Origin of the sequence: Paractinoplanes hotanensis, assembly GCF_023717965.1 — a bacterium.
Taxonomy (GTDB): Bacteria; Actinomycetota; Actinomycetes; order Mycobacteriales; family Micromonosporaceae; genus Actinoplanes; species Actinoplanes polyasparticus.
On sequence record NZ_JAMQOL010000050.1, the window covers coordinates 74,154 to 97,823 of the forward strand.

Annotated in this window: 20 protein-coding genes; 12 read left to right on the forward strand and 8 right to left on the reverse strand. The window is 71.1% G+C overall.

What is annotated here, in order from left to right:
* Position 1 precedes the first annotated feature (1 nt).
* From LXN57_RS34615 to LXN57_RS34630, 4 genes are all read left to right on the forward strand, one after another.
* Positions 2-1,150, forward strand: a complete 1,149-nt coding sequence (locus LXN57_RS34615; protein WP_251802462.1) for an ABC transporter ATP-binding protein — start codon at positions 2-4, stop codon at positions 1,148-1,150.
* Positions 1,140-1,901: an ABC transporter permease gene (locus LXN57_RS34620; protein ID WP_251802440.1), complete on the forward strand. Its 762-nt coding sequence runs from the start codon at positions 1,140-1,142 to the stop codon at positions 1,899-1,901. Before LXN57_RS34615 ends, LXN57_RS34620 begins: the two co-directional genes overlap by 11 nt.
* 32 nt (positions 1,902-1,933) lie before the next feature.
* Positions 1,934-2,884 (forward strand): glycine betaine ABC transporter substrate-binding protein, encoded by a 951-nt coding sequence (locus LXN57_RS34625; RefSeq protein WP_251802441.1) that lies wholly within the window; start codon positions 1,934-1,936, stop codon positions 2,882-2,884.
* 157 nt (positions 2,885-3,041) lie between these two features.
* Positions 3,042-3,551 carry a hypothetical protein gene (locus LXN57_RS34630; protein WP_251802442.1) on the forward strand — a complete coding sequence of 170 codons (510 nt, stop codon included), beginning with the start codon at positions 3,042-3,044 and terminating at the stop codon, positions 3,549-3,551.
* 300 nt (positions 3,552-3,851) lie between these two features.
* Here LXN57_RS34630 and LXN57_RS34635 read toward each other — a convergent pair whose 3' ends face one another.
* The 3 genes from LXN57_RS34635 to LXN57_RS34645 all read right to left on the reverse strand — a co-directional run bounded on the left by LXN57_RS34635 (position 3,852) and on the right by LXN57_RS34645 (position 5,894).
* Positions 3,852-4,190 (reverse strand): YciI family protein, encoded by a 339-nt coding sequence (locus tag LXN57_RS34635; RefSeq protein WP_251802443.1) that lies wholly within the window; start codon positions 4,188-4,190, stop codon positions 3,852-3,854.
* Positions 4,191-4,294: 104 nt separating this feature from the next.
* Positions 4,295-5,107, reverse strand: coding sequence for a ThuA domain-containing protein (locus LXN57_RS34640; protein ID WP_308206673.1), 813 nt, complete (start codon positions 5,105-5,107; stop codon positions 4,295-4,297).
* A gap of 91 nt (positions 5,108-5,198) precedes the next feature.
* The gene (locus tag LXN57_RS34645; protein WP_251802444.1) at positions 5,199-5,894 is read right to left on the reverse strand and encodes an HAD family hydrolase; all 696 of its coding nucleotides are present in this window, start codon (positions 5,892-5,894) and stop codon (positions 5,199-5,201) included.
* Positions 5,895-5,976: 82 nt separating this feature from the next.
* On the opposite strand from LXN57_RS34645, the gene LXN57_RS34650 reads away from it, so the two are divergent.
* The 3 genes from LXN57_RS34650 (at position 5,977) to LXN57_RS34660 (ending at position 10,198) form a co-directional block, all read left to right on the forward strand.
* Positions 5,977-7,398 (forward strand): hypothetical protein, encoded by a 1,422-nt coding sequence (locus tag LXN57_RS34650; protein WP_251802445.1) that lies wholly within the window; start codon positions 5,977-5,979, stop codon positions 7,396-7,398.
* Between the two features lie 22 nt (positions 7,399-7,420).
* Positions 7,421-7,858, forward strand: a complete 438-nt coding sequence (locus tag LXN57_RS34655) for a hypothetical protein (protein WP_251802446.1) — start codon at positions 7,421-7,423, stop codon at positions 7,856-7,858.
* A 75-nt stretch (positions 7,859-7,933) separates the two neighbouring features.
* Positions 7,934-10,198: a putative bifunctional diguanylate cyclase/phosphodiesterase gene (locus tag LXN57_RS34660; protein WP_251802447.1), complete on the forward strand. Its 2,265-nt coding sequence runs from the start codon at positions 7,934-7,936 to the stop codon at positions 10,196-10,198.
* A 4-nt stretch (positions 10,199-10,202) separates the two neighbouring features.
* Here the strand turns inward: LXN57_RS34660 and LXN57_RS34665 are convergent, their stop codons facing one another.
* Complete coding sequence (locus tag LXN57_RS34665; protein ID WP_251802448.1) at positions 10,203-11,492, reverse strand: serine hydrolase domain-containing protein; 1,290 nt, start codon at positions 11,490-11,492, stop codon at positions 10,203-10,205.
* 154 nt (positions 11,493-11,646) lie between these two features.
* Between LXN57_RS34665 and LXN57_RS34670 the strand changes: the two genes are divergently transcribed.
* Positions 11,647-12,915: a right-handed parallel beta-helix repeat-containing protein gene (locus LXN57_RS34670; RefSeq protein WP_251802449.1), complete on the forward strand. Its 1,269-nt coding sequence runs from the start codon at positions 11,647-11,649 to the stop codon at positions 12,913-12,915.
* A 53-nt stretch (positions 12,916-12,968) separates the two neighbouring features.
* Entirely contained in the window at positions 12,969-13,190 is a 222-nt protein-coding gene (locus tag LXN57_RS34675; protein ID WP_251802450.1) for a hypothetical protein, read from the forward strand.
* An 82-nt stretch (positions 13,191-13,272) separates the two neighbouring features.
* Here LXN57_RS34675 and LXN57_RS34680 read toward each other — a convergent pair whose 3' ends face one another.
* Positions 13,273-14,133, reverse strand: a complete 861-nt coding sequence (locus LXN57_RS34680; RefSeq protein WP_251802451.1) for a phytanoyl-CoA dioxygenase family protein — start codon at positions 14,131-14,133, stop codon at positions 13,273-13,275.
* Positions 14,134-14,283: 150 nt separating this feature from the next.
* On the reverse strand, positions 14,284-16,068 hold the full coding sequence (locus LXN57_RS34685) for an AfsR/SARP family transcriptional regulator (protein ID WP_251802452.1): 1,785 nt from the start codon (positions 16,066-16,068) through the stop codon (positions 14,284-14,286).
* 347 nt (positions 16,069-16,415) lie between these two features.
* Between LXN57_RS34685 and LXN57_RS34690 the strand changes: the two genes are divergently transcribed.
* From LXN57_RS34690 to LXN57_RS34700, 3 genes are read left to right on the forward strand one after another with little or no spacing between them, the layout of a single operon-like run.
* A complete protein-coding gene (locus LXN57_RS34690; protein WP_438872944.1) occupies positions 16,416-17,387 on the forward strand; it encodes an acetylxylan esterase in 972 nt (323 codons plus the stop codon).
* A gap of 28 nt (positions 17,388-17,415) precedes the next feature.
* Positions 17,416-18,750 (forward strand): uracil-xanthine permease family protein, encoded by a 1,335-nt coding sequence (locus LXN57_RS34695; RefSeq protein ID WP_251802453.1) that lies wholly within the window; start codon positions 17,416-17,418, stop codon positions 18,748-18,750.
* The gene (locus LXN57_RS34700; protein ID WP_251802454.1) at positions 18,747-19,814 is read left to right on the forward strand and encodes a DUF1989 domain-containing protein; all 1,068 of its coding nucleotides are present in this window, start codon (positions 18,747-18,749) and stop codon (positions 19,812-19,814) included. Before LXN57_RS34695 ends, LXN57_RS34700 begins: the two co-directional genes overlap by 4 nt.
* 488 nt (positions 19,815-20,302) lie before the next feature.
* Here LXN57_RS34700 and LXN57_RS34705 read toward each other — a convergent pair whose 3' ends face one another.
* Positions 20,303-21,706 carry a serine/threonine-protein kinase gene (locus LXN57_RS34705; protein ID WP_251802455.1) on the reverse strand — a complete coding sequence of 468 codons (1,404 nt, stop codon included), beginning with the start codon at positions 21,704-21,706 and terminating at the stop codon, positions 20,303-20,305.
* Positions 21,707-22,494: 788 nt separating this feature from the next.
* Positions 22,495-22,815, reverse strand: coding sequence for a MerR family transcriptional regulator (locus LXN57_RS34710; RefSeq protein ID WP_251802456.1), 321 nt, complete (start codon positions 22,813-22,815; stop codon positions 22,495-22,497).
* Positions 22,816-23,670: the final 855 nt, after the last annotated feature.

Consider the following 23,670-nt stretch of genomic DNA (forward strand, 5'->3'; position numbering starts at 1 on the left):
GATGATCCGCCTGGACAAGCTGACCAAGATCTATCGCGGCCAGTCGCAGCCCGCCGTCGACCAGGTGTCGATGGACATGCCGCGCGGCGAGATCATCGTGCTGGTCGGTCCGTCGGGCTGCGGCAAGACCACCACGATGGAGCTGATCAACCGGCTCATCGAGCCGACGTCCGGACGCATCTACCTCGACGGGGAGGACGTCACGGGCGCCGACCCCGACTCGCTGCGCCGGCGGATCGGTTACGTGATCCAGCAGATCGGCCTGTTTCCGCACTTCACGGTCGCGGAGAACATCGCCACCGTGCCCAAGCTGCTGGGCTGGGACAAGCGGCGGATCGGCGACCGCGTCGACGAGTTGCTCGAGATGCTCGGCCTGGAGCCGTCGTCGTACCGTGGGCGCTACCCCAAGGAGCTGTCCGGCGGGCAGCGCCAGCGCATCGGCGTCGCCCGCGCGATGGCCGCCGACCCGCCCGTCATGCTGATGGACGAGCCGTTCGGAGCGATCGACCCGATCACCCGCGACCGGCTCCAGAACGAGTTCCTGCGCCTTCAGCAGCAGGTCCAGAAGACCATCGTCTTCGTCACGCACGACATCGACGAGGCGATCAAGCTGGGCGACCGGATCGCGATCCTCGGCGAGCGCTCGCAGATCGCCCAGTACGACACCCCGGCCGCGATCCTGAGCAACCCGGCCAGCCCGTACGTGGCCGACTTCATCGGCGCCGGGGCCTCGCTCAAGCGGCTGCACCTGAGCCGGGTGTCCGACGTCGGGCTGGACACCGGCGGCCCGACCGCACGGGTCGACGCCGACGTGTCCCAGGCCCACGAGCGCCTGCGGGCCTCGGGCCGGGGCGCCCTGCTGCTGCTCGACGCGGACGGCGGCCCTCAGCGCTGGGTCGACGCCGGCGACCTCGATCGCGCCGGCGCCGACCTGTCCACTGCGGGCCAGCCGGTGGCCGCGGTGGTCGAGGCCGGGGCGACGCTGTCGGTGGCGCTCAACGAGATGCTCACCTCCAACGCGGGCGTCGCGGTGGTCGTCGATCGCAGCGGCGCCTTCCAGGGCCTGCTCGACTTCGAGGCCGTCATGGTGGCGGCCCGTTCGGGCGGCGAGTTCTACCGGGCAGCGAAGGTGACCCCTGATGGCCGTTGACGCACTGGTGACACCGGTGGAGCACAGCGCCCGGCGCGCGGTGCGCTGGTTCGGCATGCCGGTCTTCCTCGCCGGCGTCGGGGTGGCGCTGTACGCGTACGTCTCGTCGCAGGAACTCGACAGCATCGAGCAGCGGACGCTGAACGCCTCCGGGCTCACCCAACGGGTGATCGAGCACTTGCAACTGGCCGCGGTGTCGACCCTCATCGTCATCGTCATCGCGGTGCCGCTGGGCGTCCTGGCGACCCGTCGCGGGGCTCGGTTCGTCGCGCCCGTGGTGCTGGTCCTGGGCAACCTGGGCCAGGCCATCCCGTCGCTGGGCCTGATCACGCTGGTGGTGCTGCTGGCCGGGGTCGGCTTCAAGTCGATCGTCTTCGGTCTGGTGGCGTACTCGGCGCTGCCGATCCTGCGCAACACGATGGTCGGCCTGCAGCAGGTGGACCAGACGCTCGTCAAGGCCGCGCACGGCATGGGCATGTCCGGCTGGCAGACCCTTCGGCGCGTCGAGTTGCCACTGGCGGTTCCGGTGATCCTGGCCGGCGTTCGCACGGCTCTGATCATCAACATCGGCACGGCGACGCTCTCGACGTTCTTCGGCGTCCAGGCGCTCGGTTACGTGATCTTCCAGGGCATCCAGCTGGACCGTACGCCGGTCCTGATCGTCGGCGCGGTCATGGCCTCGGGCCTCGCGCTGCTGGTCGACCACCTCGCCGGCGTCGTGGAAGAAATTCTCACCCCTCGTGGCCTCTGAACGCCCGGCTGCCACGGCCCAGAAAGGGAAAAATGAACCTGCTCAAAAAGACAGCCGCCACCGCCGCCGGTCTCGGCCTCGTGCTCGCCGCCGCGGCCTGCGGCTCGGACAGCGGCGGCAACTCCGACGGCCCGCTCAAGGGCACCTCGGTCATCGTCGGCTCGAAGGACTTCGACGAGCAGCTGGTGCTCGGCCAGATCACCAAGCTGGCCCTGGAAAACGGCGGGGCCAAGGTCACCGACCAGACCAACCTGGGTGGCACCAACGCCGCCCGCGCCGCGCTGACGTCCGGCAACGTCGACGTGTACTGGGAGTACACGGGCACGGCGTGGATCAGCTTCTTCAAGGAGACCACGCCGATCACCGACGCCGCCGAGCAGTGGAAGAAGGTGGCCGAGCGCGATCTGCAGGAAAACAAGCTGGTCTGGATGGACGCGGCGAAGTTCAACAACACGTACGGCATCGCGTACAGCGCCAAGGCCGCCGAAAAGCTCGGTAGCCCGAAGACCCTCTCGGATCTGGGCGCCCTGGCCGCCGCCAAGCCGGCCGACGCGTCCATGTGCGTCGAGAGCGAGTTCAGCACCCGCGACGACGGACTTCCCGGCCTGCAGAAGAAGTACGGCTTCCAGCTGCCCGCGGCGAACGTGACGGTGCTCGACACCGGCATCGTCTACACCTCTACGGACAAGCAGGACCCGTGCAACTTCGGCGAGGTGTTCACCACCGACGGCCGGATCAAGGCGCTCAACCTGACGGTGCTCGAGGACGACAAGAGCTTCTTCCCGCTCTACAACGCGTCCCCCGTGTTCCGATCGGAGTACTACGACGCCCACGCCGAGGATCTGAAGAAGATCTTCGACCCGATCTCGGCTGCGCTCTCCCAGGACGCCATGACCGAGCTCAACAAGCAGGTCTCGGTCGACGGCCAGCGTCCCGAGACGGTCGCGAAGAAGTGGCTGGAGGACCAGAAGCTGCTCGCCTGACAGCCGAGGTTGATGCTGCCGGGCCCGGCAGCATCCGTACGGGCCCAGCGGCATTTCCGTTCGGTCAGTAAGATGGCCCGACCGGCACACAACCATGGTGGCGTTCTCCGCGTTTCACTGTGCGAGACTCCGCCACAACCGACCGGGAGCGATCGCTGTGAGAATGTCCGCCGTCATCACCTCCATCGGCATCGTCGCCGCGGCCGCCACGACGGCCGCCTGCGCCGGGGTGGCCGCGGCGGACGTGCAGGTCGCCCCGGCCGCGCCGGCGCCCGCCGCCACCACCGCGCCCGCCGCCCCGGCGACCGCGATCGACGACCGCGACCCCGCGCTGAAGTACGAGCAGGACGGCTCGGTCGTCACTGTCACGAAGAAGGCGGCCAAGGTTGCCACCGTCACGCTGACCTCGGCCGGCTACGGCAAGAACTCGGCCCGGATCGTGCTGTCCGTCGCGGCCGCGCGCCCGTTCGTGATCGACCCGGCGATGTTCACCCTGTACGACGCCGAGGGCTGGGAGAACGACCCCACGCAGACCGGGACGGTGCGGTTCGAGTCCGGAACCGGCTCGCTCACCCTGACCTTCACCGGCACCCCGGCCCAGCCGGTCGCCCTGGGCTGGGTCCCGCAGTACGGCGAGGAAGCCGTCGCCGTCTGGGAACGCGGCTGACAGCAGCCCGGGCCAGGCCGGCCTGAGCGGACGAAACGGCGGGGCCACGGTATGGCGGGCCCCGCCATCGTTTCGCCAGCGGGTCTCCGCCAAGATCCCCGACAGCAGGAATGCCCTCCGAGCATCACGCCCGGAGGGCCATCCTCCCCCGCCATCACTGGCTATGACGAGGATGGCGGGCCAGCCGGACCGACGCATCGACCGGCGGCGCACAGCCCTTGCCGACCCCGGTTTGACCGCAGGGGCACCGTACGCGGGCTGGTCAGGACCAGCCCGCGTGTCTCAGCCGGCGCCGCGCTCCTACTTGATGACGCGCACCTCCTGCGGCCAGCCACAGCCTTCCGCGATCTTGCCGGCCCACATCCTGGCCGTCTCCTCGTCGGGCACGTCGACGATGGTCAGTCCGCCCAGGAACTCCTTGGTCTCGACGTAGGGCCCGTCGGAGAACAGCACCGTGCCGCTTGTGGCGTCGGCGCTGAAGATCGGGCCGTCCTCTTCCAGACCACCGGCGAAGACGTACGCTCCGGCCGCCTTGATCTCGTCAACCACCGCCCGGGCGAGGGGCCCGCGACTGCGGAACCACTCCTCCGTGTGGTCGCCCACCCACTGCTGGTTGAAGTAGATCAGGTATTGGGTCATGGTCGCTCCTTCTGCTCGGCCGGACCCGCTGTCCGTCCCACCACGCTACGAACGGCGTCCGGCCGATCCGACACTCCCCGCCGGAAAAGTTGCCGCCCGGCCGCTCAGTCCTCCCGGCCGCAGTGGAACGGCACGACGCCGGCCGCCATCCGCAGGCCGCCCAGCAGGTGGGCCAGCAACAGCGGCTCGGTCCAGTACTCGGACTTGTGGCCCAGCGCGGTGTAGAAGGCCCGGCCGCCGTCGTAGGGCTGGCACCACGAGATCGGGTGGTGCCGCCCCATGCCGGGCGAGCCGCCGGGCACGCTGTAACCGCGCGGGTCGTACGTCCGCTCGTCCACCTCGGCCAGCACCCGGACGGTGTCGCGCGGGTTGGTGCGGAAGTTGTACCACTCCTCCTCGCGCACCCAGCGCCGCGGCAGCGGGCGGGTGGCGGCCGTGTCACGGCCGAGGACCTTGACCGTGGCCACCTGGTACTGCGCGTTGACCGAGCCCGGGTGGTCCCGGAAGTACGCGCCGACCAGTCCGCCGTACCAGGCCCAGTCGTACTCGGTGTCGGAGGCGGCGTGGACGCCCGCGTACCCGCCGCCGGCCCGGATGTAGCGCTCGAAGGCGGCCTGCTGGGCGTCGTCGAGCACGTCGCCGGTGGTGCTCAGCCACACCACGACGTCGTAGCGGGCCAGGTTGGCGTCGGTGAACGCCGCCGCGTCCTCGGTCGCGTCCACCTTGAAGTGGTGCCGCGCCCCGAGCTGCCGGATCGCGGCCACGCCGGCCGGGATCGAATCGTGCCGGAAGGCCGCGGTCTTCGAGAAGACCAGGGCGCTGAACCGGGCATACCCGGACGCCGCCGCCGGTGCGGCCGGGACGGCGAGCCCCGCCGCCACCACTATCGCCGCCATGAACCTGACCAGATGCCGCATGACCCCTCCTCAGCTTCTTCGCGTGCGTACCGGGTCTTCGATCGAAGACTATGACTTCACGCGCGGGGCAGGAAGGGGTTCGCCGGATTGTCTAGGCAGCGCGGACCGGGTGTCCCACCAGTGCCGGAAGGTCGGCCATGGCCGTGAAGATGTGGGTCGCGCCCGCGTCCAGCAGCGCCTTCGGCGGGTGGTGGGCGGGGCTGTCCGGCGGGCAGAAGCCGAAGACGGTGGCGCCCGCGGCCACCCCGGCGGTCACGCCGGGCACCGTGTCCTCGACGACGGCGGCCCGCGCCGGATCGATGCCCAGGGACGCCGCCGCGGCCAGATAGACGTCCGGTGCCGGCTTGCTGCGCGGCTGATCCATGCCGCTGAACATCTTGCCCGCGAACACCGCGCCGAGCCCCACCTTGCCCAGCTGCAACTGCACCTTGCCGAGGTCGGCCCCGCTGGCGCAGGCGATCCGGCCACCCATCAGGGCATCGATCCGGTGGACCGCGGCCACCGCCCCGGGAACCGGTTCCAGCCGGGCCGACAGGGCCGCGTTGCGCCGCTCACGGAACTCGAGCAGCCAGTCGTCGGTGACCACGAACCCGGTGTGGGCGGTGATGACGGCGGTCTCGTCCTGCAGGGCCCGTCCCACGAAGAGCCGGAAGCAGTCCTCCTCGCTGACCGCCCAGCCCAGTTCGTGCAGCATCGACCGCAGCACTCCGTTGGTGATGCTCTCGGAGTCGACCAGGACCCCGTCACAGTCGAACAGCACAGCGTCGAACGAACCCGGCTCAGCCATGGCCGCGACCCTACCTCCCCCGCCGGCCCTGATCGGAAGCGCCGGCGGCGGCATCGGCGGCCGTCGCTATAGTGCCGGATTGATGCTCGGATCGACGAAGCGGCGGGTACGCCGCGCCTACCGGAGCGGAACCCGGCTCGACCTCGGCGGCGCGGCGGTCGAGGCCGGCTTCCTGGCCGAGTTGCTGCTCGGCGCGGGCGGCGGGACCTCCGGACGGGTCGCCCGGCTGGATCTGGAGGACGCCCGCATCACCGGCGTGCTCGACCTGACCAGCGCCCGGATCGAGACCCAGCTGCGGCTGCGGCACTGCGTCTTCGACGGGAAGCTGCTGCTCGACCACGCCGAACTGGTCTCGCTCAATCTCGACGGCAGCACGCTGCCCGGCATCACGGCGGAGGGCATCCGGGTGGCGGGTGTCCTCGGTGTCCGGGACGCCACCGTGGCCGGCGACATCTGGCTGCTCCCGGCCCAGGTGCAGGGAATGGTCGAACTCGACCGCAGCACCGTGCACGGGACCCTGTTCCTGCAACGCTCCGACATCGGTGGCGGGGTCCACCTGCGGGGCGTCCGGATAGCCGGTGGCATCAAGCTCTCCGGCTCGCGGATCGGGGGCGACGTCGTCCTGGAGCGGGCCCACCTCGGCCCGGCCCCGGACAACGGCACTGCGGTCAGCGGCTGGGGCATGACTGTCGGCGGTGCGTTGCTGGCCCACGACCTCGTCGCCGACGGCCCCGTCCACCTGATCGGCGCCCAGGTGGCCGGCTCCCTGTCGTTCCAGAGCAGCACCCTGCGCAACCCGGACGGCTACTGCCTGCTGCTGATCGAGGCCTCGGCCCGCGTGCTGACGCTGCGCCTCACCAGCGGGTCGGCCGGCACCGTAACCCTGCGCGACGCCCGCTTCGGGCGGTTCGTCGACGACCCGGTCAACTGGCCGGCGGCGTGCCGCATCGAGCTCGACGGGCTCGCCTACGACCGCCTGACCCGCCGCTCCGAGGACGTCGAGGCGTGGACCGCCCGGCAACGCCTGGACTGGATGGCCGCCTACGCCACGGGGTTCTCCCCCGGCCCGTACGACCAGCTCGCGGCCGCCCTGACCCGGGACGGCCGGGAACAGGAGGCGCGGCAGGTGCTGGTCGTGCGGGAGCGTCGCCGGCACCGCGCCATGGGCGTGCTCGGCGGGCTCTGGGGCGCTGTCCAGAACGTGGCCATCGGCTTCGGCTACCGGCCCCTGCGCGCACTGCTCTGGTTGCTCGTCGTGGTCGCCGCCGGCACCGGCTGGTTCGCGTCGTCCGGCCCGCTGGCCGCGGTGAAACCGGACGAGGCGCCGACCTGGGACCCGTTCCTCTACACGGTCGACGTGCTCGTTCCGCTGGTCGACCTCGGTCACGACAAGGCCTGGGACCCGGTGGGCGCGGACAAGGCGGTGACCCTGGCCGTGATGGCGGCGGGCTGGATCCTGGCCACGACCGTGGTGGCCGGCGCCGGGCGGGCGCTGCGCCGCTGAGGCACGGGACTACCTTGCTGGCATGAGTCTTCTTGATGACGTGGCCGAGCGGGACGGCTGGCGGTGCTGGGTGTGCGACGAGCCGGTCGACGCCGGCATGTCGGTGAACGATCCTCGCGGTCCCAGCGTCGACAGCCGCACCGCCGACCGGAAGGCCAAGATCACCGAGCGGCTCGCGCACCGCGCCTGCAACACCCGCAAGGGCGCGGTCAAGGTGGTCATCGCCTGGCCCGACCGCCTGCACGTGATCGAGCCGGCGCCGTTGATCACCGTGGCCGAGCGCCTCGAGCGCAAGGGCGGCCGCGAGCTGGTGGCCCGGTGCCCGAGCCGCAAGGACGCCCAGGAGGCAGCGGACTGGCTGGTCGACCGGTTCTCCCGGCTGGCGCCGGGCCTGCCGGTGACCGCAACCGTCGACGCCGGCGGCGGCCAGTTCCTGGTCGCCCTGTCCGCCCGCCGCTGAGAGCCCCGGCCGCTCGGTCCCAGGCGAGGCTGACGGATATCTCACGTCGGGCGCGACGGTGTCGAATACAGTGGCGTGCCCGTCCGCCCACCGCTCTTCGCTGATCGGGCGTTCTCGGCCGTAACGGCGTTGCTGATCGTCAATGTCTCGGCGTTCGTGCTCCAGGAGCACCTCGGCCGGCTGTGGCCGGACCCGGTGAACTGGCTGCTGGTGGTCGCGGTCATCGTCCCCACCCTGGTGCTCTGCCGCCGGGTGCAGACCGACCCGGCCTCGACTCCCGTGGTGCGCCGCTACTGGCTCACGGTCAGGATCGGCACGTCGCTGTTCGTCGTCGTGGCCGGGCTGCGCATCCTGTTCGAGGCCGGGGCCGGCGCCTGGTTGCTACCCGTTTCGGTGGCGCTGCACCTGCTGGGCGGCATCGTGCTCACGGGGCCGCTGGTCGGCCTGCCGTTCAGCGCCTGCAGCCGCGCCCGCAAGGTGGGCGTCTGGCTCGATCTGGGCACCCTGACCTCGGCCGCCGGCCTGCTGATCTGGCACTTCGTCGCGTCCGGGCAGTTCGCCGACGGCCGGGTCACCGGGCCCCGGGTGCTGGCGGCGGCCGTCATCATGGGCGCCGGTCTCAACGGGGTCTATCTGGCCGCCAAGGTGGTGCTGGCCGGGGTCGACTCGTTCACCCGGCGCGGGCTGTACTGGATCGGCGCGTCGGCGCTGATCGGCGGGCTGGGCTCGGCGATCAGCTTCCTGCACCCGCACCAGCCGGACGGCAACCTGCTCATGCTGGTGCTGCCGTGCGCCGCCTACGCGGCCGCGCTCGGCGCCCGGATGCAGGTGGTGGACACCGCAGCCGGAGCCCGGCCGCAGCGGGCGTCGCGTGGTTACAGCCTGATGCCGTACGTGGCGATCGGGACGGTCGACGCCATGGTGGCCTACGACAACATCTGGGGCGCCGGGAACGGCCTGCTGATCGACGCTGTCGCGGTCGTGCTGACGACGATCGTGGTCATCCGTCAGCTGATCGCCTTCCGGCAGAACGACGCCCTGCTCGCGCGGATCGGCGTGCAGGAGAAGCGGTTCCGTTACGAGGCGACCCACGACATGCTGACCGGCCTGGCCAACCGCTCGCTCTTCACCGAACGGGTCACCGCCGCGGTGTCCGGCGCCGGCCCGGACACGCTGATCAGCATCGTGCTCATCGACCTGGACGACTTCAAGCTGGTCAACGACACGCTCGGGCACGCCACCGGCGACGCCCTGCTGGTGCACGTGGCCGAGCGGATGCGGGAGGCCGTCCGGTCGGCCGACACCGTCGCCCGGCTCGGCGGCGACGAGTTCGCCATCCTCTTCGAGGGCGTCGAGGGCTCCGACGTCGAGCAGGCGCTCACCCGGATCGCGGCCGCGCTGGTCGAACCGGCCCTGGTCGACGGCGAGCCGATGACCGTCAAGGCCAGCTTCGGCGTGGTCGACGGCCGCGGCGGCGACGACGCCGGCGACCTGCTGCGCCAGGCCGACATCGCGATGTACGAGGCGAAGGACCGCGGGGACGGCGGCTACGAACGGTACCGGCCGGGCATGGAGGCCCGCGGCGCCGAGAACAGCCGCCGGGCCGCCGCGTTGCGCGTTGCCCTGCTGGAGGACCAGCTGGTGGTGTACTTCCAGCCGGTGGTGACCCTGCCCGACGGCCGGATCACCGGCGCCGAGGCCCTGGTGCGATGGCAGCACCCGGCCGAGGGCCTGCTCGGCCCGGGCGCCTTCATCGAGGCTGCCGAGCAGACCGGCCTGATCGTGCCGCTCGGCGCCTGGGTGCTGCGCGCCGCGACCCGCGAGGCGGCGACCTGGCCCGGCGAGCAGTCGGTCTCGGTGAACGTGTCGGCCCGTCAGCTGCGCGAGCCCGGCTTCCCGTCCCTGGTGGCGGCGGCGCTGACCGAGAGCGGCCTGCCGGCCCGCCGCCTGACCGTGGAGATCACCGAATCGGTCGCGGTCGGCGGCGGCGCGACGATGGAGAACCTGCGAGGCCTGCGCGATCTCGGCGTACGCCTGTCCCTCGACGACTTCGGCACCGGCGCGTCCACCCTGACCCTGCTCGCCACCTGCCCGGTGCACCAGATCAAGCTGGACCGCTCGTTCGTGCCCGACGGCCGCCCCGACGCGATCGCCGACGCGGTGGCTCAGATGGCTCGCGCGTTCGGCCTGGAAGCGGTGGCCGAGGGGGTGGAGACCGCGGAACAGGCGGCCCGCCTGACCCGCCTGGGCTACGAGAAGGCCCAGGGCTTCCACTTCGCCCGCCCGATGCCCGCCGCCGAGTTGCGCGCCCGCCTCACCACCACCGTGGCTGTTCCGTAGCGGCTCAGAGGTACCGGGCGAGGGTGGTGGCGATCTCGGCCCGCATCGGGTCGGGGTTCGCCCAGCTCCAGTTGGGGTGGGCCCGGTTGGTCATCAGCGACAGCACCAGCTTGCGGCGGGGGTCGACCAGCAGCGAGGTGCCGGTGAACCCGGTGTGCCCGAACGTGGTGGGCGCAGAGAGGGCGCCCATGAACCACGGCTGGCGCAGCGTCACGCCGAGGCCGTGGTCGGACGGTCGGCCCGGTCGTTCCGGGTCGACCGCGGGCAGGCCGGCGTTGTGATTTTTGAGCATCTCTTCGACGATCGCGGCCGACAGGATGCGCTTGCCGCCGTAGGCGCCCCCGGCCAGCAGCATCTGACCGGTCAGGGCGACGTCGCGGGCCGTGCCGAACAGGCCGGCGCTGCCGATCACGCCGCCCATCTGGGCCGCGATGTCGTCGTGCACGGTGCCGCGCAGCAGGCCCCGGGCCGTGCGGGCGTCGGTGGCGGCCAGGCGGGCCGCCTGGTCGGCCGCGGTGAGCCACTTGCGGGGGTTGAACCCCATGTACCGCGCGCCCAGGGGTGCGGTGATCCCGGTCCGGACGGCCGCGTCGAGGGTGGCGCCGGTGACCTTCTCGACGATCTGACCGGCCACCATCAGCCCGGCGCTCGAGTAGCGGAACGTCCTGCCCGGTGTCGCGCCGCTGACCAGCGGGGTGGTGAGCACCTTGGCGCGCTGGGCGGCGACCGCGAGGCCCTTCACGCCGGTCACGCCGACCGGCAGCCCGCTCGTGTGGGTCAGCAGCATCCGTACGGTGACCTTGTTCTTGCCCGTGCCGGTGAAGCCGGGCAGATAGCGGGCGACCGGGGCGTCCAGGTCGACCTGGCCCCGGTCGACCTGCTGGAGCAGCGCGATCGACACGTACACCTTGGTCAGCGAGGCCAGGTCGAAGATCGAGTCCGTACGCATGGCGACCCGCTTGGCCGCCGCCAGCTCGACCGGGCCGGCGCCGTAGCGCAGCGCGTGCCCGACCGCGATGTTCGCCGTGGTCGAGTTGTTCACCATCACGACCAGCGCGGCCCCGGCGTAGGTCGGGTGCTTCGGGTTGGCCGTGGTGGGCTTCAGGTATTTGGTCAGCACCGCCTTGAGCGGGGCGACGTAGGCCGGCGCCGCTGCGGCGGCAGCCGCACCGCCACCCGTGCCGCCGTTGCCCTGCCCGGCGATCCAGCCGTTCCGCTCGCGGCCGCAGCCGGCGGCGGCAGCGGTGAGAGCGGCGGCTCCGGCGCCCAGGACGTGGCGGCGAGTCAACGACATGGCCGAGATCATGCCAAGAACCGCTCTCCCCCGGCAATCACCCGGTCCGGGACTCTATCGACAGTCATCACTCAAGGAGATGACCGCGGCACGACAGCTGTTGATCGGAGCACGCGTTCATCGAACGGCCGGGCAGGTCAGATAGGGTGGCGCGATGCCGAGACGCCTTCGCCTCCCGCTCGCGGTGACCGCCGCGGCGATTACGCTCGGTGGCGCCCTGGCCGTCGCCGGGTACTCCGCCGCGGATCCGGACACCAGCACGGACACCACGCCCGCCGCGCTCACCTCGCCGTCGGCCCGGCCCTCGACCCCCTCCCCCGCGGCCACCGTGAGCGTCGCCCCGAAGCTGGGGTCGGCCCTGGCCATCACCTCTCCGCCTCCCCGGAAGCCGAAGGCCGCCCCCTTCAAGGGCATCCACGTCGACTGCGAGAAGGGCGACGACGGCAACCAGGGCACACTGGCCAAGCCGCTGCGCAGCATCCGGGCCGCCACGGCGCGGGCGCTCGACCCGGGTGAGGCGATCGGGCTCGCCCGGGGCTGCACCTGGCAGACGACGGTTCAGCTGCGCGGCGACGGCACCAGGAACAAGCCCGTCCGGCTCACGTCGTACGGCGCCGGGGCGCTCCCGGTCATCGACGGCCGGTCCGGCAGCGACGACAGCGTCGTGCTGCTCAGCGGCGCGTACCAGATTCTCGAGAACGTCCGGGTGACCAACGCCACCGCCAACGGCGTCCAGATCATGGGGGCGAACAGCGGGGTACGGTCGAGCACCGTCGACAACGCCGGCGTCGGCGTGCAGTTCCGCGCTCCCGGCGGCTGGGCCGACCGGGTGACGGTCCGCGACCTGAACATGGTGCGCGACACCCCGGGCGGCGACGACGACTACGGCGCGGTCGGCTTCCTGGTCGAGGCCCACGACGTCGAGATCGGCCGCAGCAGCTGCACGAACTGCCGCGCCCCCAGCAACGACTACGGGCACGACGGCGGCTTCGTCGAGGTGTGGAACTACGCCGACAACCTCGACGTGCACGACAACACCGGAACCAACACCCAGGGCATCCTCGAGATCGGCGCCGACCAGCCCGACTCCTCGGCCCGCGGCATCAAGCTGCGCGGCAACTCGTTCCGCAACTCGCACGGCGGCCTGGTGCTGCACACCGACAACAACTTCGCCATCGCCCACGCCCAGATCGCCATCACCGGCAACACGATCTCGAGCACCGGCGCGCAGGATCCGCCCATCCTCGACGGCGACCTGAGCACCGTGACGTTCGAGGGCAACAAGGTCAGCACGGCGAGCTTCGTGGCCCACTCGGCGCCGGCCAGCCACCGCTGCAACAGCATCACGCTGCGCGGCGGGGCCGAACTCGGCTACCAGCGGCACAGCACCGAAAGGCTGGGTGGGAACGCCACCTGCTCCTGACCGGGGTCCGGCTGCGATAGCGTGAGCGCGGGACCGATGTCAGGAGATCCACGATGACCGAATCCAACGCCACCGCCGGAACCCCGGCCGACGAGACCGAGCCGGTCGACGAGACCGAGCCCGCTCCGGAGGCCGAGGCCTTCACCAACCGGGCGGCCCGGCGCGCCAAGGGCAAGAGCACGGCGAAGCCCGAGGTCTTCAGCAAGGGTCAGCGCCCGGCCGGCCGGGGCTCCGTGCAGAGCCCCCGCCAGTACGGCAACCGCCGCAGCGGCTGACGCTGTCGAACGAAAGCGGGTGCGGACTCTCATCGAGTCCGCACCCGCTTCTGTCGCTGTCTACGGTCGCGAGCCCTTCCCGCTACGGTTGCGTGCGCTTCGCGGCGCCGACCTCGTACGGGATCGGCTCCCAGGCGGCGTTCTTGCCGACCGTGTCGTCGCCCTCGATCTCGGCGGCGACGCGCCTGATGTTGAGGCCGGCGTTCTTGGCCTCGAGCAGGGTCTCGTCGTCGTAGTGCGAGGCCCGGAACGAGTTGACCATGTACGTCCGGGTCTTCATGTACTCGACGTAGCGGTCGTGGTGCGCGTCGTCGAGCCCGAGCGCGGCGAAGATCGCGAGCCGGTCGCCGTCGGCCTTGGCGATGCGCCACTTCGGAATGTTCGGAATGTCCTTGGGCTCCGGGTGCACCCACTTCGGGAATTTGTACAGAACGCCGTTGCCGCTGTGGGTGGTACGCATGCTCCACACGGCGAGATCACCCACGCGGGTACGGACATAAACGTTCTTTCCGTACGAGTGGTCGGCCGTATTGTGCGATTTCGCGCGCAGGTTCAGGCCGCCCGTGTGTGACCAGTGGTCCTGCAGATAGATCCCGAACCGCAACAGGGTGTATCGCCCGTTCCAGTCCGGACCCTTTCCGTCCTTGCGGTCCACGTTGTCCTTGTGGAAGCCGCGCTGGCCGGAATTGATCGTGTAGGAGCTGTCACCGGAGTACCAGATCTCGTCGCTGCCCAGAAGCTGCCGGGCGACGCTGACAAAACGGCCGTCCACCAGCACGCTTCGCATCTTCGGGTTGGACAGCAGATCGCCCGGCCCGCGGCCGCGCGAGGCCATGGCCGCCTCCCGGAATTTCTTGATCTCGTCGCGCGAGTAGGCATTGCGGATGATCTGGTAACCGTTTTCCCAGAATGCGTTCACATCGACGGTAAGATCTTTGGACATTGATTCCTCACCCGGTTGCTGACCATGTTTTCACCGAAGCAACGAAGCCGGATTCGGCTCCCCCGTTGCACGCAGTGAAGCTTCTGGCCCCGCCGCCCCGGGCACAACGGCCGGAGCGGACGATTCTGGCGATTACCGCGCCGTGAAACCTCATTGAAGCCGAAGTGAAGCCGGGCGCCCCTGTTCGATCAATGTGGCGTGCCGGCTGTACAACCCGGCCAGCGGGCTCACCCGGTAGCGGTCGTGGTTGAGCTGTTCGACGAGGTGCACCCCGACGAGGCGGTCCAGGTGCCGGCGTACGACCGGGACGGGCAGCAGGGCGAACTCGGCCGCCTGCCCGGTCGTGAACGCCTTGACGGTGTGCACCGACAACTGGCGCATCAACTCGGCCGCGTCGGGATCGAGCCCCCGGTACGACCAGGACAACGAGCGTGGCAGCGAACCGGCGGCGTCGTCACCGGCGTCGAGCGCGGCCAGCCGGTCGGCCTCGTCGACCAGCTGGGCGATCCACGACGACGGTGACACGTGCGGCAGCCGGGCCATCCGCTCGGCGAGGACACGCAGGGCCAGGGGCGTACGGTCGCACAGCTCGGCCAGCCGGATCGCCTCGTCGGCACGGGGGTTCAGGCCGAGCAGGGCCGACGCTTCCGCCGGCTCGAGGCGGGGCACGGTCAGGCGTACCGCGCCGTCGTGCACCACCAGGCCCCGCAGCTGATTGCGGCTGGTGATCACCGCGGTGGCAGTGGCTCCGGGCAGCAGCGGGCGCACCTGGTCGGCGTCGAGCGCGTTGTCGAGCAGAACGGCCAGCCGGCGGTTGGCGGTGAGCGTGCGGAAGAGCTGGGACCGGGCGGTCACCCCGGGCGGCACCTCGGCCGCGGTGACGCCGAGCCCCTCGAGCAGCGCGGCCAGCGCCTCGGACGTCTCCAGTGGTGGCTCGTCGGCGTACCCCCGGAGGTCCAGAGAGAACCGGCCGTCGGGATAGTCGGCCGCGTTGTCGTGCAGCCACCGCAGCGCCAGGGCCGACTTGCCGATGCCGGCCGGCCCGTCCAGCAGGACCACCGCCGCCCCCTCGTCCCGATGCCAGTCGAGGGTCGCGAACTCCTCGGCCCGGCCGACGAAGTGCAGGGCACCCGCCGGCAGCGTCTGCGGCACCGCCTCCGGCGTGGCACTGACCGAAGCCGGAGCCGCCGCCACCGCCAGCAGGGGATGCGGGCCGGACCCGCGCAGGATCTGCTGGTGGACCTCGCGCAGCTCGGCGCCCGGCTCGACCCCCAGGTCGGCGATGAACCGCTGCGACACCGTGCGGTAGGCGCTGAGCGCCTCGGCCTGCCGTCCCTGCCGGAACAGGGTGGCCATGAGCTGCACCCAGAACCTCTCCCGGAACGGGTGCTCGACGGTCAGCCGCCGCAGCTCGGGAACGATGCCCTCGGTGCGGTGCAACAGCAGGTCGACCTCGATGCGCCGCTCCAGCGCGAGCAGGCGGCGCTCGTTCAGCGCCGGCAGGTCCATCTCATGCAGCCACGGCGAGACGACATCGGCGCAGGCCGGCCCGCGCCACAGCCCGAGTGCCGCGCGCAGCAGGCGGGCCTGGTCGTCCAGGCTGGTGGCCGCCCCGGCCTCGGCGACGAGCCGGTCGAACTCGTGCAGGTCGAGCTCGCCGGGCTCGACGGTCAGCGAGTAGCCGGCCGGACCGGTGACGATCGAGCCCGGCCAGGGCAGTTCCTGCCGCAACCGCACGATGTTGGTCTGCACCACCCGGCGCAGCGAGTGCGGGGCGTCGCCGGGCCACATCCGCTGGGCCAGCTGAGCCACCGAGAGCTGCTGGTTGGCGTGCAACAGCAGCGCGGCCAGCACGGTGCGGACCTTGCCCCCGGTCACCGGACGGGTCTGCTGCTCGTGCTCCACCAGCAGCGGACCGAGAACGTGATACCGCATGCCTACCTCCCCCGTGAGACGCCACTGGCACCCCGGCCGGGGGCACGAACAGGGCAAGAACGCCGCGGAGCCACGGTCGAACGTCTCGATAAACCTGAAACCTGAGCAGACCGTAGACACCTGGACCTCGCCCCGCCACCCCACTTCGTCCTCCCAGGCGCGCCCGCGCGCCGGCGGCAAAGGAATACGGGCTGAGCCCGGCCCCAAACGTTTTGTTCACCATTTCGGATGGCGAGAATCGCCGTCGAAGATCAATTCTTGCGGCCCCTGGCCGAGGGCCGCGGCGACTCGTGTCAGGATCATGAAGAACGGGGTTCTCCCGGGATGACGACGAAGGAACGATCGACTTGCTGACCGACCTCTCCCCCGACCAGCTCGCCACCTACCGCAGCACGCAGACCGCGCCCGACGGCTTCGACGACTTCTGGGCCGGAACGCTGGCCGAGGCCGCGGAACACGACATCGAGGTGCGGCTGAGCGAGGTCCCGACCGGCCTGCGAACCATTTCCACGTACGACGTGACGTTCCGCGGCTACGCGGGGCAGGACGTGCGGGCCTGGCTGCGGGTGCCCGCCCACACCACCGGCCCGCTGCCCGCCGTCGTGCAGTACGTCGGGTACGGCGGCGGACGTGGCCACGCCCTGCAGAACCTGCTGTGGGCCTCGGCCGGGTTCGCCCACCTGCAGATGGACACGCGCGGGCAGGGTGCGGGATGGAGCCTCGGCGTCACGCCCGATCAGGCGCCGTCGTCACCGCAGGTGCCGGGCGTGATGACCCGCGGCATCCTCGACCCGGCCACCTACTACTACCGGCGGATGTTCACCGACGCCGTCCGGGCCGTCGACGCCGCCCGCAGCCTCGACGTGGTCGACAACAGCCGGATCGCCGTCCTCGGCGGCAGCCAGGGCGGCGGCAACGCGATCGCGGTCGCCGGGCTGCGCTCCGACCTGGCCGCGGCGGTGGCCTTCGTGCCGTTCCTGTGCGACTTCCCCCGCGCGCTGGCGGTGACCGAGTCGTACCCGTACAAGGAGATCATCGACTACCTGATGGTCCACCGCACCGAGGTGGAGCCGGTGCACCGGACCCTCCAGTTCTTCGACGGGGTCACCTTCGCGTCACGCGCGACGGCGCCCGCCCTGTTCTCGGCCGCCCTGCGCGACACCGTCTGCCCGCCGTCCACCGTGTACGGCGCCTTCCACGAGTACGGCGGCGAGAAGGAGATCGAGGTCTGGCCGTACAACGGGCACGAGGGCGGCGGAATCCTCGACGAGGAGCGGGCCCTGGCCTTCCTGCGCGGCCGGCTCGGCCCGTCCACTTAGGAGACCGTTCTGCACTACATTCAAGAACGTGGATACCGAGACGGACGACAGGCCCGTTCTGGACGTCGGGTTCGATGAGCGCGTCCAGCCGCCCAAGCTTCTGCTCTTCGCCGTTCAGCACCTGCTGACCCTGTCCGCGATCTGGGTCTTCCCGGTGCTGATCGGCATCACCCTGGGCCTCGCCACCGGCGACGTCACCCCCATGATCCAGGCCTCCTTCCTGCTGGCCGGCGTCGTCACCGTCCTGCAGTCGAGCCGGATCGTGCGCCTGCCGATCGTGCAGGGGCCGACCGCCGCCTTCTTCGCGGCCGTGCTCGCGGCCGGGGCGGCGTACGGTCTCGACGCCGCGTTCGGGTCGATGATCGTGGCCGGCCTGATCTTCATGGTGCTGACGATCCCGGTCGGGCGGTTCGGGGTGCTGATCCACTTTCTGCGCTTCGCCACCGACCCCCTGGTCTACGGCACGATGTGCCTGATCATCGGCGCACAGCTGGCGACGCTCGGCCTGCCGGGCTGGTTCGGCGCCGAGGGTCAGCCCGGGTACGGCTGGGACCTGTTCTGGATCGGCCTGGTCACCCTGCTCACCGTGGTGGCCTGCCTGCTCTTCGGCGGCTCGACCCTGGTGCGGCGGGCCGCCGTGATCATCGGCATGCTGGCCGGGTCGGTGCTGGCCGCCGCGACCGGGCTGTGGAGCATGCCGGACCTGTCGGGCGTCGCCTTCGTCGGACCGCCCTCGCTGCTGCCGTTCGGGTTCGCCGTGGCGTGGCCGGCCGTCCTGCTGATGCTGCTCGCCTTCCTCGAGTCGAGCGCCGAGGCGGTCGGCATGTACACGCTGGTCTCGCGCTGGGGCGGCGCCGAACCGACCCGCGAGCGCATCAACCGCGGCTTGTTCACCGAGTACGCGGGATCGGTCGCCGGCGCCCTGTTCGGCGGGATCGGCACCGCCACGTACCCGGAGAACGCCGGCATCGTCCGCGTCACCCGCATCGGCAGCCGGTTCGTCACGATGACAGCCGGGTTCATCGCCATCGCCCTGGCCTTCCTGCCCGTGTTCAGCGCCTTCGTGGCCGGCCTGCCGGGTGCGGTGCTGGCCACCGCGTCCACGGTGCTGTTCGGCATCATCGCGATGAGCGGCGTCCAGATGATGAGCGCCGTCCGGTGGGACGACCTGAACCTCACGGTCGCCGGCACCGCCTTCATCCTCGCGCTCGGCGGTCAGTGGCTGCCCGAGGCGTTCGTCACGACCATGCCGGACTGGGTGCGGGCGCTGGTCACCACCCCGATGATGTTCGGCGCGGTGCTGCTGATCCTGCTCAACGCCGCCGTCAACTACGGCCTGCGCCCCCGGCTGGCCCGCCGGTGATCACGCTCCGGCTCAACCACCAGCAGCACGACTTCCTGCAGACGGTCGTCGACCGGGACGCCCACCTCGGCAACGTCGCTGACCTCGTGCGCGCCGCGCTGAGGGACGCTCCCGACCACCAACCCTCCCCGGCCACTCCGCACGGCAGGTCAACCCCTTCCCCCCGTACGGCGGAAAGGGAGCACACCCTCGAGCCGGGCACCGGAAAAGCGTTCGAGGTGGCCGCGGGCCAGGTCGTCCGGATCGAGCAGATCGAGGGCCACCAGTGCGTCGATCTCAACGTCTTCGCCCGGCACGACGCCCGCGAGCGGCTCCACGTCGGCCGCACCCGCGGCATGCAGGGCCCGCACCCGGGCCCGGGCGACGTGCTGTGGTCCAACGCGCCCTGGGAGCGCCCGATCATGGCGATAGTCGGCGGCACCGCCACCACCGACACCCAGTTCCCGTTCTGCAGCCGCCTGATCTACAGCGCCTTCTTCGGCCTGCACGACCGCACGAACTGCCAGGAGATCCAGAACGAGGCCCAGCGCGAGTACGGCCTCGGTCCGTGGGACATCCACGAGTCGCTCAACCTGTTCATGCACACCGCGACCGGCCCCGGCGGCGAAGCGGTGATCCGCCGCAACCGGGCCCGGCCGGGCGACCACATCGAGTTCGTCGCGCTGATCGACCTGCTGGTAGTCCCCAACGTCTGCGGCGACGACCTGTCCAACTGCAGCAACTTCGGCTTGCGCCCGGTACGGGTGACCATCGAACAGGGACGCCCGGCCGACGCCGAACGCGCCCGGGCCGCGTACGACCGGGCCGTCGTTCTCGGCCTGCCGCGCCCCCGCGAGATCGCCGGCGCCCGGCCGCTACGACGCGATTCCGGCTATGTGGCCGCCTTCCCGCACCTGCCGCTGCGCCCAGCCGACGTGCCGGTCGAGGCCGCCGACGCCCTCACCCACCGATTCGCGCAGGCCAGAAACACCGACCTGTACGGCGATGACGACGCGGCCGCCCTCCGCGACCTCGTCCTGTCCTGGGCGATCGAGCGCCTCGGCGCCTTCTCCGGCAACGACTGACCGCCCTCACAGACGCAGCCGCCGCCCCACCCCGCAGCCGGCCGTCGCTCTCAGACGAGGCAACGCCGGTTGCTGCCCAGCGACCCTCTTCCGAAACCACTGAACGTCCTCGCAGACGCAACCCTCCCACCACGCAGCCAGCCGTCGCTCTCAGACCAGGCCACGCTGGTTCTCGTCGAACGCCGCTTCGCCCCGGGCGTCGCCAGCCGCCTCGGCGTCCGCACGCGCCAGCCGGGCATCGCTCGCGTTCGAGCGCGCCGCCGTCGGACGACTGAGCGTCCACGGCGCCTCAGGTGTTCCACCTTGCTGCCGCCGACGGGTTGGGCTGTCTCTCCCAGAGCAGGCCGCGCTGGCTGTCGCCCGGCGCCGCTTCTCCCGGGTGTCGCAAGCTGCCTCGATCGGGCTTTCAAGCGCGCCGCCGTCGAACGACTGGGCGTCGACGGCGAGCCGGCTGTCCCACCCCGCTGCGGCCGAGGTGGGGCGGCTTCTCAGACCAGGCCGCGCTGGTCGTCGGCCGGCGTCTCGGGGCCGGTGGAGGCGGGCGGATCGGGTTCCGGGGGCGTGGTCGTGGCCGGGTCGGTGGGTTCGACGGTCGGCTCGGTGGGCGGCGTGGTCTCGTCCGGAGTCGGCGTCGGCGTCGGTTTCTGCGGCGGCGGAGTGCTCGCCGGCGGGCTGCTCGGCTTGGCCGGCGGGGTGGTCGGCGCCGTCGTGGCGGGAGTGGTCGCCCGAGTCGTGCGCGGCGCCGTCGTCTTCCTCCTGACGTGCACCGTGGTCGACGCGTTCGTCTGGCGGGTCCGCACCGAGGCCGACGGCGACGGGGCCGGGCTGCTGCTGGTCTGCGGCGAGGTCGCCACCGGGCGGGGACCCTCGACGGCAGCCTCGGCCTCGCGACCACCCGGCGTGACCGTGCCGTTGGCCAACTGCACCCCGACGACACTCACGATCGCCGCGACGACCGCGGCCGATCCCATCACGAGGGCGCGCCGCCGCGACCGTTGCCGCGACGTGGGGGCAACCGGGACGGCAACGGTCGCCTGGCCGGCAGCGTGCAGGGCAGACCGCACCGGCGCGACCGGCCGCACCTGCCGGGTCAGCGGCGCCGGCCGGCTGACCCGCAGGAAGTTGGCGGCGACGTCGGCCGCCGGGGGCCGCCCCTCGGGGTCTTCGGTGGTGCACGCCTCGTACAGCCGGACGAGCTCGCGCGGCACACCGCCCAGGCGGGGCAGGCGCGGCGCCGGGCGGCCGTGCCGGGCGGCCAGAACGGCGCCGATCGCCTCACCCGGCCACGCCCTCGATCCGGTCAGGCATTCGAAAAGCAGCAGACCGACGCCGTACACGTCGGCGGCGGGGAAGCTCGGTTCGCCGCGCAGTTGCTCGGGCGCCAGATAAGCCGGGCTGCCCCACAACGCGCCGTTGGCGTCGATGCCGTTCTGCCCGGCCACGGCGGCGATGCCGAAATCGAGGACCTTCACACCGTCGGGAGTGAGCATGATGTTGCGCGGGTTGACGTCGCGGTGAACCAGGTTCTGGCCGTGCGCGACGGCCAGCGCGGACGCGGTCTCGCCGCAGATCTCGGCCGCCCGGCGCCACCGGAGGGGCCCCGTGCGGGCGATCAGGTCGGCCAGGGTCTCGCCGCCGACGAACTCCATGACGAGATACGGCGTACGGTCGTCGCCGTCGACAATCTCGCCGTAGTCGTAGATCTGCGCGATGTTCGGATGGCTGAGCCCGGCCGCCGTGCGGGCCTCGGCCAACACCCCGGTGGCCGACACATCGAACATCTTGATGGCAACGGGACGCTTGAGAACGCTGTCGAACCCGTACCGGACCACAGCGCTGCCACCCTGACCGAGGACTTCCCCGACCCGATAACGCCCCGCAATTTTCTGCACCGCGACCTCCCCCGATGGCCACCCGGCCTCGCCGGCGTGACCATGATCGATCGCAGCATACCCGTGCCCCCCGACAACAAACCGTGTCGCCCACCTCACCAGCTGAACTTCCCGGAAACAATTAGGCGTTCCAGGGCAAGCGATCCAGCTCTCCGTGGGGCCCGATTCCGTAGTATTCGGACAGATCGCCGAAGGCCCCCGACCAGTCGCCCGGCTCGGCGTCGTACGCGAATCCCCCGCGACCCGCACCCGTCCGCACTCCAAGCCGACCTCGTGGGTCGTCGCGCTTTCCCCACAATCGACCGAAATGTACAGAGACCGACGCCAACGCCAAAGTCCGCCGTGCTCCACCTGCGGCAACAACACGTCCCGCATCCCAGATCGATCAGCAGCTCGGCGACCCGGCCGATGTCCGTGCCCAAGCTGCGATTCGGCGGCATCGAGTGGCCGACCCCCGCGCGCGCAGCGCATCCTGGGCTTCCCGTCTTCGCGCTCTACGTCAAGTGGATGATCGTGACGGTGAGCTGCCCGCCTCCGGCAACACCACGAAACGCATGCCGCGAATCCCGGGCGGGCCGTTGTCACTTCGGTGGCCTACCGGTGGGTCGCCGCGGTCGTACGCTCGCCGGCACTCCGACCGGCCCGGCGACGCCAGCCGACGGCGCCGGGCACCAGGGGAAAATGGAAAGCCCACCCGGCGGGCCGGGTGGGGGAAGGGCAGCGTACTGAGGACCTGCTCACGCTGCGCCGCACGCCGGTCCTGGCAGGCGGTTCGCGGAGGATCGAGGTCAGGCGGAGTCGCTCTTCTGGCGGCGCTCACGCATTTCGTTCTGCCGCAGGGCCTCCTCGAGCTGGTCCTCGAGGATGATGATGCGGCAGGCGGCCTCGAGGGCGGTGCCCTGCTCGACCATCTCCTTCGCTCGCACGGCCAGGCGAAGCTGGTACCGGGAGTAGCGGCGGTGCCCGCCGGCCGATCGCAAGGGGGTAATGAGCTTCGCCTCCCCGATCCGGCGCAGGAAGTCCGGCGAGGCGCCGGTGATCTCCGCGGCACGCCCCATCGTGTAGGCGGGATAGTCGTCGTCGCCGAACATATCGTCGGGTTGGGCCATGAACACCTCCGTGACGAGGGCCCCGGCGCAGTAGCGCCGGGGCCCGGGGTTGCGGGTTACAAACACCATCTACCGACAGGTTCGTCGGATTTTCGTATCCACACCTGCCGCCATCAGCGACATCGGGTGTGAGGACCGCGTAAGCGTGACCGAAGACCACCTCTCGTTCGATGGAAACTGCGGTGTCCGCGCCCAGGACCACATGCGTCCGGTTGCGGGCGATCCAACGGTGTCGAGCCCTCCCTTTCCTCTGCTTTCGATGCGTGTTGCTGTCGTGCTGCCCGCCGGTGACAGAGCCCCACGCGACTTCATGGCCCCGCACACGTGCGACGAGCTTCGTGCCGGCCCCCAACTGCGGGGCCTTTCCTTTCAAACGTGCGACAAATCCTTGCAACGTGCGATGAACATGGGTTCACCGCTCAGCCGAGCGAGCCCCAGACTTTCCAGGCCCTGCTTGACGCTCGGTCTGTTTCGTCCGCGTCTTTCTTGGATCTCGCTGTCAACGAGAGAAACGTTAGCGGATCCCGCCAAGAAAATCTAGCAACCCGGCCGAGTTTTTCTCGGCGAGTCTTCTCAGCTTCGCGAACCGCCCGCACGAGCCCAGCACGAGCCGCCCGCCACGTGCCCACCACGAGCCGCCCGGAGCCGTCAACCTGCTCGGTAACCTGCTCTGCGCGATCGCCGGCCTGCTCGATCCGGTCCCCAGCGCCGGCGCGCTGGCCGCGATCCTCAACTTCCTGCTGGCCCTGCTCGCCCAGCTCTGAGTCCGGCGGGGGGGGCGCCCCCCGGGGGGGGGCGGGGGCCCCCGGGGGGGGGGCCCCCGCCGGGGGGGGGGGGGGGGGGGGGGGGGGGGGG

Bases quoted from the DNA above. Each gene is read 5' to 3' on its own strand.
- LXN57_RS34670 (WP_251802449.1), top strand. From the start codon at position 11,647: ATGCCGAGACGCCTTCGCCTCCCGCTCGCGGTGACCGCCGCGGCGATT.
- LXN57_RS34625 (WP_251802441.1), top strand. From the start codon at position 1,934: ATGAACCTGCTCAAAAAGACAGCCGCCACCGCCGCCGGTCTCGGCCTC.
- LXN57_RS34710 (WP_251802456.1), bottom strand. From the start codon at position 22,815: ATGGCCCAACCCGACGATATGTTCGGCGACGACGACTATCCCGCCTAC.
- LXN57_RS34665 (WP_251802448.1), bottom strand. From the start codon at position 11,492: ATGTCGTTGACTCGCCGCCACGTCCTGGGCGCCGGAGCCGCCGCTCTC.
- LXN57_RS34635 (WP_251802443.1), bottom strand. From the start codon at position 4,190: ATGACCCAATACCTGATCTACTTCAACCAGCAGTGGGTGGGCGACCAC.
- LXN57_RS34640 (WP_308206673.1), bottom strand. From the start codon at position 5,107: ATGCGGCATCTGGTCAGGTTCATGGCGGCGATAGTGGTGGCGGCGGGG.
- LXN57_RS34685 (WP_251802452.1), bottom strand. From the start codon at position 16,068: ATGCGGTATCACGTTCTCGGTCCGCTGCTGGTGGAGCACGAGCAGCAG.
- LXN57_RS34655 (WP_251802446.1), top strand. From the start codon at position 7,421: ATGAGTCTTCTTGATGACGTGGCCGAGCGGGACGGCTGGCGGTGCTGG.
- LXN57_RS34620 (WP_251802440.1), top strand. From the start codon at position 1,140: ATGGCCGTTGACGCACTGGTGACACCGGTGGAGCACAGCGCCCGGCGC.
- LXN57_RS34615 (WP_251802462.1), top strand. From the start codon at position 2: ATGATCCGCCTGGACAAGCTGACCAAGATCTATCGCGGCCAGTCGCAG.
- LXN57_RS34645 (WP_251802444.1), bottom strand. From the start codon at position 5,894: ATGGCTGAGCCGGGTTCGTTCGACGCTGTGCTGTTCGACTGTGACGGG.
- LXN57_RS34680 (WP_251802451.1), bottom strand. From the start codon at position 14,133: ATGTCCAAAGATCTTACCGTCGATGTGAACGCATTCTGGGAAAACGGT.
- LXN57_RS34650 (WP_251802445.1), top strand. From the start codon at position 5,977: ATGCTCGGATCGACGAAGCGGCGGGTACGCCGCGCCTACCGGAGCGGA.
- LXN57_RS34675 (WP_251802450.1), top strand. From the start codon at position 12,969: ATGACCGAATCCAACGCCACCGCCGGAACCCCGGCCGACGAGACCGAG.